We start from the raw sequence: 12045 nt of genomic DNA, 5'->3' as shown, positions 1-12045 counted from the left end.
TTGACCAGGAATAATATCTGTCAAACCGCCCCTACTTTCTTTCTGGATGAGGTTTTTCTGCCACAGAAGGTGTACCCATCTGGTTAATTACCGCAATCATTTGATATAGGCGACCCAAATCACGTTGGTTAAAATACAACACCAGACGGGGTAATTCCTCGGTCTCATCTTGGTTTTCTGGGGGTAAAGCCTGACTTTTGACAATTTTTCCTTTCACCAGAATGTCGCTAAAGTTGGCATTTAATTTTTCCACCGCAGCATCAGATAAATCTGTTGATAGACGAATGACCAACTGTTCACCTACGTAACGGCTAGAGTGGTAAACTTGATAAAAATTGGTGATAGCATGACAAGCTACTTCCAGGTTATCTGTGACGGTGTAAAGGCTGGGGTCTTCAGGACTGACAAGACCTTTGTGCACGAGTTGTTTATCAATATATTCGCTCCAGGAGCGCCAATAATCTCCACCTGGATGATCAATTAAAACTACAGGAACCGGACCAAATTTACCGGTCTGGCTGAGGGTCATACACTCAAAAGCTTCATCTTGAGTACCAAAACCTCCAGGAAATAAGGCCACGGCATCACTTTCTTTGAGGAGAAACAGCTTGCGGGTGAAGAAATACTTAAAATGAATCAGCTTAGGATCACCCTCAATAAATGGGTTCGCCTGTTGCTCAAATGGTAACTGAATATTTAAGCCAAAGGAATTATTTCGCCCAGCGCCTTCGTTTCCTGCCTGCATGATGCCGCCACCACCGCCTGTCATGACCATAAATCCTAACTGACAAACAGCGCGAGCAAAGTCCAGGGCTATCTGATACTCCTGTGTTTCTGGGGATAGACGAGCAGAACCAAAGATAGTTATTTTGCGGACGTGTCGATAGTCATAAAATAACTGGAAACCTCGCTCCATATCTGCTAAAGCGGCCGATAAGATTTTCCAGTCCAAACGTTCAATTTCACTATCAGCTAAACGCACTATAGTAGCCAGTGCCTGCTGAATCAGTTGCCGATTTTTTAACGTTGGTAAACGGTCAAATAGTTCAGCGATGTCCGCCTGGAGACTCTCTAATGTTTCAAACGACGCAGATGAGGTCATGAGAACTTTCGTCACAATGGCATTACATTTTACCTAATTTTGCAATGCAATAGACAACTGCCTTGAGCAGTCGTGTTTCATAATTGGTGGTTGGTAAAGATTTAGTGCAACTTTTCAGCACAACAAAAAGTTTTTTCGAGACGCGAGTTTTCGCGCCTCGCATATTGATCTAAATCTAGAGCAAATGGAAGGATCAAAAGAATGTTGATCCCAATTGAGTTTCAAAGATATTTTTCCAAAGTGTTAACTAATGTAGTTTTAGGTACTGCGCCAACTACCATATCAACTTTCTGCCCACCTTTAAAAATCATTAACGTGGGGATACTGCGGATACCGTACTTACTAGCAACTTGAGGATTCTCATCAGTATTGACTTTCGCAACTTTTATTTTACCTTCAAACTGACTGGCTATTTCCTCCACTACAGGAGCTACCATGCGGCAAGGACCGCACCAGGGTGCCCAGAAGTCAACTAAAACGGGTACATCGCTGTCGAGTACTTCTTGATCAAAACTAGAATCTGTAACTTGTGCGGCTGCTGACATGCCTAAGAACCTTTGCCAATTATATTTTTGAGTTTGGTGAAAATTCTACCATAGCAAAAGCAGCAGCTTAGAGGTGAAGAATGTACATTTGCAACGAAGTTAAAGAAATTATGGATAAACATAAGGAACCGCCCGAACAGTAGTCCGGGCGGAGTGTGGTGTGAGGAGTGAACGGAAACATGCGTCTCCGCTATCTCTATTGTAGGCTACAGATTGGATTTTTCCAGGATTTTTTTAAGAGTCTGGAAAAAAATTTCTGCCAACTTTGAGTTTGGGTATGGGGTATAGGGCATGGTAGAAACTAAATAATTTATTTCTTATTAGTGATTCTCTAGTGCCTATGGGGGATTTTTTATTTACCCATGCCTAATTGTTGGGCTTTTTGGTATACTTTTCCCTCGGTTAGTAGGGAAGGAGCGATTACCACTTCTACTTGCTGCATTTCTTTGATGTTTTTGGCTCCTAATGTACCCATGCTAGTTTTCAAGGCTCCCACAAGATTATGAGTACCATCATCTAGTCCGGCAGGACCAATGAGTATTTGTTCTAGACTGCCAGTAGTACCAACGTTAATGCGCGTACCACGGGGCAATACTGGGCTAGGAGTTGCCATTCCCCAATGATAGCCCCGTCCAGGGGCTTCCGCGGCTCTCGCAAAGGGAGAACCAATCATCACACCATCAGCACCGCAGGCGATGCACTTACAAATGTCTCCACCGGTGATTAAACCGCCATCGGCAATGATGGGGATATAGTTACCAGTTTCCCGATAATAATCATCTCTGGCTGCGGCACAATCAGCGATCGCCGTTGCTTGTGGTACACCTACGCCCAAAACCCCGCGAGAGGTACAAGCCGCACCAGGTCCAATTCCTACTAATACCGCAGCCGCTCCTGCTTTCAATAAATTCAACGTGACTTCATAGGTGACGCAATTGCCCAAGGCCACCGGAATGGGCATAGAACGGCAAAATTCTGCCAAATCAAGGGTAACTATCGAATCTGGGGATAAATGCGCTGTAGAGACTACTGTAGCCTGGACAAAAAATAAATCTGCTCCGGCTTTTGCCACTACCTGACCATATTTACTGGCTGCTGCGGGAGTAGCACTCACCGCTGCTATACCACCTTGCTGTTTAATTTCCTGAATACGTTTTTCAATTAATTCCGGCTTTATCGGTTCGGCATAGAGTTCTTGCATGAGGGAAACAAATTCACTTTTCCCTACAGAGGCAATCCGATCTAAAATTGGATTTGGGTCGGCATAGCGAGTTTGGATACCTTCTAAATTGATGACTCCTAATGCTCCTAACTGTGACAAGCGTACAGCCATCTTCACATCCACTACCCCATCCATGGCACTGGCAATTATCGGGATTTCTCGTTCAATATTGCCGATAGTCCACTTAGTATCTGCCAGACTTGGATCTAGTGTTCTGTTACCAGGAACTAGAGCAATTTCATCAATTCCATAAGCTCTACGAGCTTTTTTCCCGCGCCCAAGTTGAATTTCCACGCTTTAACTTTTCTCAAATCTGTTTAAGCTAGGGTATCAAATTGTGAGGGTATTTGCAGCAGTTTTTTTTGCCAGTAATGAATATGAGGATTTACCCCAGTGTGCAACTTTTAAGCTAATTAAAGCGATTAAACTAGATTAACTTAGGAAATAGCCTGATTGTCAATACACTGTTCGGAGGCTGCTTTGTCGATTCCTTGTGACGCGATTTCTTTTTGTAAGTCTTCTTTGATGATTGACTTGTATTTTCTAAGCCCGTATAACCTGCTAGAGAAACAGTGGATGATCGACAGCATATCTTGTACGAGTTCCTGCTCTGGACTGAGCTTGCGGTCATTGAGAACCACGAGTTCGCACTCAAATTTTGTGCATAACCACCTAACCAATTCAAATCCGAATCGGACAAGTCGGTCAGGGTGGGCAACGACAATACGTTGGATATCGCCGTCGATGATTCTTTCCAGAATGGCGAGGAATTTTTTCCGTTTAAAATTGAGTCCGCTTCCAACTTCTGAAATAATTTCAGCCTCTGGATATCTTGTGCGTAAGTGTTCAAGTTGTCGTTGCAAATCATCTTGCTGGGAATGAGTCGATACTCGTCCATAGCAAATAGTTTTAATTGTCCGGGGTATTCCGCCAATTTTTTCGACTTCTTCGAGGATGAACCGCCTTTGACCTCCTGGTGTACGGATTGCTTTAAGCTTGCCTTCGTTTTCCCATCTCCTGAGACTCGATACATGGACACCAAGGATTTTAGCTGCTTCCTTGGGAGTGACATGCTGCATTAAGACCTCATTAAATCAACTACTTTTAGTCTAGCGTGATTTAGTAATATTTCCTCGTTTTAAGCAAATAGTTTACAATTAGTTACACCTCAGCGGAAATTTCAATTTTCTGTTTTTACTCATTGCTCTGCTTCCCAGATTGAGAGAGGACTTAAGTCCCCTCTCCGAGCTAGGATATGATGACTGCTGCGCCTGTCATAAAATATTTTATACTAAGTAAGCTTTCCCAACTATTGTTAACCAATTTCTTTGTTGGTCTGGCTATAAGTTTGTGTTGTCTTGTTAGATAAGTAAACATTACTGTCTGTGTCCTTAATTACTTGATTTTCAGTACGGACTAGTTGGCTAAATTGCCCGATTAATTCCCCTAACTTCCCTTCGTCAAGCAAGGTATTAATTAAGGAAAGCCCACTGGTAGAAAGAAGTAATTTGTTAATATCTTGACTGCTATTTGTACCGTTAGCACCAGGGAATGAGTAAATACGAGTATCTCCTAAAACTCCAGGTTGAGGTGCTAATGCGGTAATAATTTCCGGGAGTTTATCGGCTAATTCGGGCCAAATAGTAGTGAGAATTTTAGCAGATAGGTTAGCGTTACTGATGGTATTTTCGGCGGCAATTTTCACTTTTAGGGCTTCTGCTTCTGCTAAAACTTTATCGCGGTTAGCTGCGGCGAGGATCCGAATTGACTCAGCTTCTAATTCTGCTGCTTCTTGGGCAATTTCTGCTTGGCGACGACGGCGGAAAGCATCTATTTCTATGATATTGCGATCGCTAATACTCAGCTGTTGGGCAGTCTTTTCGGCTGCAATAGTTGACAAGCGTTTGTCACGTTCGGCTTTTTCAATTTCCCCGGCTGTATTTACTGATTCTTCCGCTTTGGCTTGTTCTGCCTACGCCATAAAGCTTTCACGTTTTTTGGACGCAATGGCGATCGCAACGTCTTCTTGGGCAATGCGTGTTAATCTTTCTGACTCAACTATTTCTACTTGTGCTTTGAGTCTGCCTGATTCTACCTTTTGTTGACGGTCAATTTCGGCAATTTCGGCTTCTTGTTTTTGCAGGGATTGGGTCACCTTTAACTGTTTGTTTCGTTCTTCCAGAGCAATCTCAGCTTCTATTTGGGTTTGCTGTAAAGCTAATTTTTTGCGAATTTCTTCTTCTGCAACTAATTTATCTTGAATAATTTTAGTTCTTTGTATAGCGGCGGCTTCTTTATCTTTTGCTTCTTGAATTTCCCGTTCTCGCTGTGCCTTCAGTGCCTCTACTTGGAGTTTTTGGGATAGTTTTGCACTTTCTTTTTCCTGGGCAATTTGTAGCGATCGCTTTTCAGCATCCAGTTCTTTTTGTTCAATTGCTACTTGGGTTGTTAACTCAACTTCCCGTTTTTGTTCAATGGAACGCTGAATAATTTCCGTTCTTAAACGCACACCTTGGGCATCAAAAAAGTTATCTGGGTCATAGGTAACACTTTCTAATATTTCCGAAATTGCAATATTATTGAGGGTTAAACCCACTTTTTTTAGATCTGGTCCTACTAAGTTCAAGACTTCTTGAGCAAAACCCAATTTATCTGAATCTATTTCTGCAATATCCTTGGTTTTAGCTGCTGCTCTAATGGCATCATCAGCACGTTTTTCTAGGGCGTTCTTTATATCTTCCCCAGTAATTTTGTTACCATTCTGAGATAATCTCGCAGCTGCTTTTAAGACATCTTCTTCAGAGGCATTAATACACACATAAAATGTGACTCTAATATCTGCTCTCAGATAGTCTTTAGTACGCACGGCTAGTTTTCCAGTACGTTCTACATCAATAGAAATTTCTCGCAGGGGGACGCGAGTCAGTTGGTGGAATCCTGGTAAAACAATACAACCGCCATAAAGAATTACCGATTTCTTTTTTGTAAACAGTCCCCCAGTTCTGACGAAAGCCTCATTATTGGGTGTGACTACATAAACTCTTGTGTAAGCATACAAACTCAATAAAAGTAATAGGATGAAAGCCCCAATTACTCCTGGTAATACCAATGAACTATGGATTTGAGCGATAGTAGATTGAGTTCTCACTGGGATAGTTTGAACGAGATATCCTGTTTCCTGCTGTTTTGGTTGTAAGGTTTGATGTGTGTTTACAGTTGGCAATGACTGGATAAAAGTTAACCAAAATAACATAATTATGATCCCTATTTGTTTAATTTTTATCTCGGTTGATGGAGTTGGCTAGCCAAAGTTCTTCATCACGACTCTTGTGGGCAATCACAACATAATTTTGCTGATTGATTTCAATGACAATTACTGTTTCTCCACGTTTGGGCGACACAGTTGCCCATTTTGGTAAAACCGCACTAATTGTCAAAAAATTTGATTTTCCATCTAGTATGTCTATTTGCCCGATTTTACCTTCCTGTTCACTAGGAATGTAAAAGGAAGTAACCGTACCCAGACAACCAATCAATCGCTCTTTACTAGTATCTTCACCAAATTCAGCGAATATTTTCCCAATTACTTGTGCTATTAATCTCCCCAGTAATAAGCTGATAATTAGCGAAATTAATAATACAGTTCCACTAATAAACCCACTTAAATTACCTTTACTTAGGCTAATCGCCCAACTGTTTAATATCAGCCCTAAAATACCCCACAAACTCAAATCTGTTGCTAGTAACAATATGAGTGGAGCTTTGCCAATGCCTGTCCATCCTAGTAATTGATCAAGGTTGACTTGGATATCGATATCGTCATCATATTCTACATCTCCATCTCCCCCAATGGAAATGATCAGAAATACAAACAGCAATATTCCCATGCCTAGGAATATCCAATAGGGTAAATTGGCAGGGTTAAATAGCATAAGATTTTGTCGATATACTATGCTGACTAGCTTCTGTGATACCTGTATACAGTTGGCATTAATTGAAATTGATAGTTTTCACATCAGAATATTAGACTATGATTTTGGCTATTTTTTTTCTTTGTACACAAGAATATATTTTTTAATATTTTGTATGAAACTTCTTGAAATATTTAACTAATTTTAAAATCCGTTGCCCGAATAATATTGAGTTGGTTGGGCAGATTTGAGAAACTCTTGTATTTAAATGCCAACTTGACCCTGTTTCAGGCTAGAATTGAAGATAGTTAGCATATATCTGCATAAGAGTCAAGAGGTAGTAATACAGTGGTCTCATGACCCAGTAATTTTTTCTCCTTGAAGAGTGAGTCCTATAGCAGCCACAATTGTTACAATTCTTTTAGATTAGATATTGAAGCCTTGATCCAGTCTGAAACCTTAGAACTACTCGAATGGCATCGCCTCTGTCAGCATCTTTCCACATTTGCGGCTACTAAACTAGGGGCGATCGCATCACTGCATCTGAAAATACCTGCATCTCAAGCAGAAAGTGAGCAATTACTTGCCCAGACTAAAGAAGTTTACCAACTGGAGAATCGAATGACAACGGGATTGTCATTTGAGGGTGTTCAAGATATTGGCGATTCTTTAGAACGGGCAGAACTTAGCGGTATTTTAGCAGGGGACGAACTGCTAGCGATCGCTACGACCTTGGCAGGGGCGAGAAATTTACGCCGCGTAATTGATAATCAAGAAGATTTGACCGTACTCACAGAGTTAGTTGCTGATTTACGGACTTATCCCGAACTAGAGCAGGAAATACACCGATGTATTGATGAACGAGGCCAAGTAACCGACCGTGCTAGCCAAAAACTGGGGGAAATCCGTACAGAAGTACGTAAATTACGCGCTCAAATTACTCAAAAATTGCAAAATATATTACATGCAAAATCGAGCGCAGTTCAAGAACAAATCATTACCCAAAGAGGCGATCACTTTGTTATACCCGTAAAAGCACCCCAAAAGGATGCGATACCGGGTATTGTACATGATACTTCTACCAGTGGAGCTACTCTTTATATAGAACCTAATTCTATAGTGCCTTTGGGTAACCAACTGCGACAGACTCTCAGAAGAGAGCAAGTTGAAGAAGAAGCCATTCGTCGGATGCTGACACAGCAAGTCGCAGCAGTCAAAGTAGATTTGGAACGGTTGTTAGCAATTGTGACTACATTGGATTTAGCAACCGCCAGGGCTAGGTACAGTTTTTGGTTAGGAGCTAATCCTCCCAGATTTATTAACCGTGAGGACAATGAAGTCATTACCCTAAGGCAATTACACCATCCTCTGTTAGTGTGGCAACAGCAGCATGAACATGGTCAAGCGGTGGTTCCAGTGGATTTATTAATTAGTCCCCATATTCGGGTAGTAACGATTACTGGACCAAATACCGGTGGTAAAACAGTCACTTTAAAAACCCTGGCCTTAGCAGCATTAATGGCGAAGGTAGGGTTATTTGTTCCCGCCCGCGAACCAGTAGAAATACCTTGGTTTGAGCAGGTATTAGCTGATATTGGCGACGAACAATCATTACAGCAAAGTTTATCGACATTTTCTGGACATATTCGCCGGATTAGTCGGATTTTGAATGCTTTGAGTCTTGGGGAACAGGCAGATATCAATACCCAATCCCTCGTCCTTCTGGATGAAGTGGGGGCGGGAACTGATCCAGCAGAAGGTAGTGCTTTAGCGATCGCTTTACTACAATATTTAGCTAATCATGCCCAGCTAACAATGGCCACAACTCACTTTGGTGAATTAAAAGCGCTCAAGTATGATGATCAGCGATTTGAAAATGCGTCTGTAGAATTTGATGAAAGCACACTTTCGCCTACCTACCGTTTATTGTGGGGGATTCCTGGACGTTCTAACGCCTTAGCAATTGCTCTGCGTTTAGGTTTAAAACCAGAGGTGGTAGAACAGGCAAAAACTCAAGTGGGAGGAGCTACCGACGAAATTAATCAGGTCATTGCTGGGTTAGAAGCACAACGCCGCAGCCAAGAAACTAAAGCTGCGGAAGCTCAAAGTTTGTTGCAGCAAGCGGAACGTTTATATAAGGAAGTGTCGGCAAAATCTCAAGCTTTGCAGGAACGGGAAAAAGCTTTGCGGATTGATCAGGAAGTAGCAGTACAACAAGCCATCGCCCAGGCTAAAGGTGAAATTGCCCAAGTTATTCGCCGGTTGCAAAAAGGTACACCTAAAGCCCAAGATGCTCAACAAGCAACGGATGCATTACATCAAATTGCCCAACAATATCAGCCACAAGCATCTCTAAAACCAAAAGTTGGGTTTAAACCCAAAGTGGGCGATCGCGTGCGGATTTCCCAGTTTGGACAAACAGCGGAAGTTTTAACTGCTCCCGATGAGGATGGTGAGTTCAGCGTTCGCTTTGGGATGATGAAGATGACGGTTAAGCTCGAAGATATCGAATCTTTGGATGGTCAAAAAGCTGAACCAGTAGTTAAACAGAAGCCCGCCGTAGTTCCTCAGCCGGAAAAACCCGCCCCAGCTATTCGCACGTCTCGAAATACAGTGGATTTGCGTGGTAAACGGGTAGCAGATGCGGAAATTATCTTAGATCAGGCAATTTCTGAAGCTACAGGGCCAATCTGGATTATTCACGGACATGGTACCGGTAAGTTACGGCAAGGAGTTCACGCCTTTTTGCATCAGCACTCCAGAGTTAGCCACCACCAACCGGCAGAACAAGTAGATGGTGGTAGTGGTGTCACCATTGCTCATATTAAATAAATAGGCAATAAATATCATGGGTGCGGGCAAGTAAATTTTTAATATCTAGTTATTAGTTGCTTTTATATAAATTAGCAATTAGCAATTAGATATTAACTAAATTCAGCAATGTTTATTTATACATGAATAAGGAAGCATTTAATTTATCAATAACTTCATGTTTTTTGTCAAGTAAATTGGTGGAAAATTGATTTTCCTCTAGTAAAGTAAGACAAAGACTATTGCTGTTGACTAAATGAGCAAAGCGATGGGAAACCAACCTTAATATTTAAGGGTCTGGTTTCAAAATGGGTAACAGCAACAGACCCTACAGACTGATCACCTATGCTAAACGTTATGCACTCGGCCGCCGATTCAGCCACACCAAATCCTCAGTGGGACGATTTAATTAAGCTTCCAGCCTCAAACACAGTTCAGTGGGAGAATATCAAGACCCAGTTAGACTTGGTGCTGTTAGCGCTAGAAACTTTCACTGGTATTGGTTCCGAAGCTATGCTGTCTGCGGCAATTAACCTGAATTTAGAGTCAAGAGTGCCAGACCGGGTAGCTTTATGGCGATTGCGTCAGTCTAATCCCCTACGCAAGGGACAAGGTGGACGAAAAAAGCTAGATGTAGAAGAAGCTCGAGCAATTGTTCTCATTACCTGCTACCTCGCCAAACAGCACCAGGAATTAATTCGCCGTGCTGTTGGTCTACTGGAAAAAATGGCGGAAAAGAATCGGGAGCAGCGGCTCGCCCCACTTCGCTATCATCAGGCTGCTTTACTTGGAGATTATATCGATGCCTTCTGTAATACCTACCAAGAACGGATGGAAGAAGACGACCAAATAACCACGGATCTACTCACAAACTTAGCACTAAAACTGCTTGTAGATTTACTGTTTTATAGTGCGCCTGGTGGACACCGCCGTCTCTGGCTAGCACTAATAGAGAGTTCTAATTTTAGATAATCGTCTCCTTCGTCGTTTCTGCTATGCCACCATTTAATTCTGTCATTAGACGCTACGCACGCCCTAATTGTACCCTAGAAATATGGGCACAAAGTTCGCCGTTGTCCCATTTAATGGGAAAAACTGTGATCAAGCAGCTAACCTTTGAGCTATATTTTGAGGATGCCCAAGGACTAGAAGCAGGTAAAATCCTCATTAGGGGCGATCGCGATCAACTAGAAATTTTGTGTGATGTTGTCACCAACTATGTACAAAAATTTCTACAGCAACCCCCAAATAACTTTTGGCTGAGTCTTTGTGAACCTCAGGATTCCAGTAAAGTATCTCATGATTCAGAGTTCACAGATTTTGACCAGACTCCACTACCCAGCGCTCAAACCTCGAAATCTTTTATCTACCAAACATCTCAGAGCAAAATCTACTTAGAAGCAGACAATGATGTAACTCATAATCTATTTCTTGGTTCTCTTGCTAACTCAACATCTGGCTCTGTAATTATATTGAGTTTGCTGCAACTTTTCGATTTAGCAACTGCTTTAGATGAGTATTCTGCTGATGTTATGGCCTTACCAAATTTAAATAACAATAATAAACTTTTGCGATTACCAGCTTGGTCTCCCATTGCCGCAGTCATGGTTTTAGGTGTAGGACTTTTACCACTGACTTGGAACTTTGTCAATAATAGGCAAAATCAAACACAGATAGCGAAAACTGCTGTAAAACCGTCTGTGGATGTTCCCACACAGCAACCCGAAGTTACGCCCCCAGGTAATTTGACCTCTCCACAAACCTTAGCCTCGAACTCTCAAATTCCCACTGGCACTTTCCCGGAACTGCCCCTAAAGCCATCTAATTCTAGCATCCTGACTAATCCCTCTTCATCTCTCCCATCTGGGCAGGATCCAGTGTTTCTATCTCAGCCGTTCGCGCAGCGTAGCCTCTCTTCTGGATATACATTACCCAGTATCTCATCAGTTCCCTTGTCTGTTTCCACTAATCCCCAGCCAAATCAGAGTTCTTTGCCATCTTCACCGGTCAATCTACAGCAAAGGGAAAACACAATCAATGGCTCTAGAAATATTCCTACTCAGTCAAATAATAATAATTCATTAGTTGGTAGGTCAACGAGTCAACCGGTAACTCGGACATCGGAAACTTTGGCCGCCGGTAGTCAGTTATTTGATATCCCTCAAGTAGCAGAAGCTCGAGAAATATTTACAAAGCGCTGGCAGCCACCTAGTGGATTTACACAAACACTAGAGTACAGCTTAATGGTTAATGATAATGGTAGCATTGACAAGATTTATCCCATAAATCAGGCTGCGAGAATATTCATTGAGGATGTGGGGATGCCTGAAATTGGTAAACCCTTTGTCTCTGCCAATAAAAATGGAGAAATTATCAGAATTCGAGTCCTTCTCAGCCCTGATGGCAAAGTTCAAACATTTGCAGAAAATGAATAATAAATAAGCAGATACCCGA

9 protein-coding genes and 1 pseudogene are annotated in these 12045 nt (G+C 42.0%); 3 read left to right on the top strand and 7 right to left on the bottom strand.

What is annotated here, in order from left to right; genetic code table 11:
• Nucleotides 1-31: 31 nt before the first annotated feature.
• From PN447_RS11355 to PN447_RS11325, 7 genes and pseudogenes are all read right to left on the bottom strand, one after another.
• Nucleotides 32-1102 (bottom strand): LOG family protein, encoded by a 1071-nt coding sequence (locus PN447_RS11355; RefSeq protein WP_271763159.1) that lies wholly within the window; start codon nucleotides 1100-1102, stop codon nucleotides 32-34.
• A 221-nt stretch (nucleotides 1103-1323) separates the two neighbouring features.
• Nucleotides 1324-1668 (bottom strand): annotated as a pseudogene (gene trxA / locus PN447_RS11350) (thioredoxin); the annotation flags it as partial.
• Nucleotides 1669-1999: 331 nt separating this feature from the next.
• Nucleotides 2000-3163 (bottom strand): GuaB3 family IMP dehydrogenase-related protein, encoded by a 1164-nt coding sequence (locus PN447_RS11345; protein WP_271763134.1) that lies wholly within the window; start codon nucleotides 3161-3163, stop codon nucleotides 2000-2002.
• A gap of 143 nt (nucleotides 3164-3306) precedes the next feature.
• Complete coding sequence (locus PN447_RS11340; protein WP_271763133.1) at nucleotides 3307-3948, bottom strand: IS607 family transposase; 642 nt, start codon at nucleotides 3946-3948, stop codon at nucleotides 3307-3309.
• Nucleotides 3949-4184: 236 nt separating this feature from the next.
• Nucleotides 4185-4769, bottom strand: a complete 585-nt coding sequence (locus PN447_RS11335) for a flotillin domain-containing protein (RefSeq protein ID WP_271763132.1) — start codon at nucleotides 4767-4769, stop codon at nucleotides 4185-4187.
• Nucleotides 4770-4841: 72 nt separating this feature from the next.
• Entirely contained in the window at nucleotides 4842-6122 is a 1281-nt protein-coding gene (locus PN447_RS11330) for a flotillin family protein (protein ID WP_271763131.1), read from the bottom strand.
• 19 nt (nucleotides 6123-6141) lie between these two features.
• Entirely contained in the window at nucleotides 6142-6801 is a 660-nt protein-coding gene (locus tag PN447_RS11325; RefSeq protein ID WP_271763130.1) for an OB-fold-containig protein, read from the bottom strand.
• A 420-nt stretch (nucleotides 6802-7221) separates the two neighbouring features.
• Between PN447_RS11325 and PN447_RS11320 the strand changes: the two genes are divergently transcribed.
• From PN447_RS11320 to PN447_RS11310, 3 genes are all read left to right on the top strand, one after another.
• Entirely contained in the window at nucleotides 7222-9612 is a 2391-nt protein-coding gene (locus tag PN447_RS11320) for an endonuclease MutS2 (protein ID WP_271763129.1), read from the top strand.
• Nucleotides 9613-9936: 324 nt separating this feature from the next.
• Nucleotides 9937-10563 (top strand): DUF3038 domain-containing protein, encoded by a 627-nt coding sequence (locus PN447_RS11315; protein ID WP_271763128.1) that lies wholly within the window; start codon nucleotides 9937-9939, stop codon nucleotides 10561-10563.
• 23 nt (nucleotides 10564-10586) lie between these two features.
• Nucleotides 10587-12026, top strand: a complete 1440-nt coding sequence (locus PN447_RS11310; protein WP_271763126.1) for a DUF4335 domain-containing protein — start codon at nucleotides 10587-10589, stop codon at nucleotides 12024-12026.
• Nucleotides 12027-12045: the final 19 nt, after the last annotated feature.

It is taken from the genome of Anabaena sp. CS-542/02 (assembly GCF_028331085.1).
GTDB classification, from domain to species: domain Bacteria; phylum Cyanobacteriota; class Cyanobacteriia; order Cyanobacteriales; family Nostocaceae; genus Anabaenopsis; species Anabaenopsis arnoldii.
Note: the sequence above shows the minus strand (reverse complement) of the source record. Positions and strands in the feature narration are given on the sequence as shown.

Excerpts from the sequence above, each read along its gene's own strand:
- PN447_RS11355 (WP_271763159.1), bottom strand. The coding sequence starts at position 1,102 with ATGACCTCATCTGCGTCGTTTGAAACATTAGAGAGTCTCCAGGCGGAC.
- PN447_RS11340 (WP_271763133.1), bottom strand. The coding sequence starts at position 3,948 with ATGCAGCATGTCACTCCCAAGGAAGCAGCTAAAATCCTTGGTGTCCAT.
- PN447_RS11330 (WP_271763131.1), bottom strand. The coding sequence starts at position 6,122 with ATGTTATTTTGGTTAACTTTTATCCAGTCATTGCCAACTGTAAACACA.
- PN447_RS11325 (WP_271763130.1), bottom strand. The coding sequence starts at position 6,801 with ATGCTATTTAACCCTGCCAATTTACCCTATTGGATATTCCTAGGCATG.
- PN447_RS11315 (WP_271763128.1), top strand. The coding sequence starts at position 9,937 with ATGCTAAACGTTATGCACTCGGCCGCCGATTCAGCCACACCAAATCCT.
- PN447_RS11310 (WP_271763126.1), top strand. The coding sequence starts at position 10,587 with ATGCCACCATTTAATTCTGTCATTAGACGCTACGCACGCCCTAATTGT.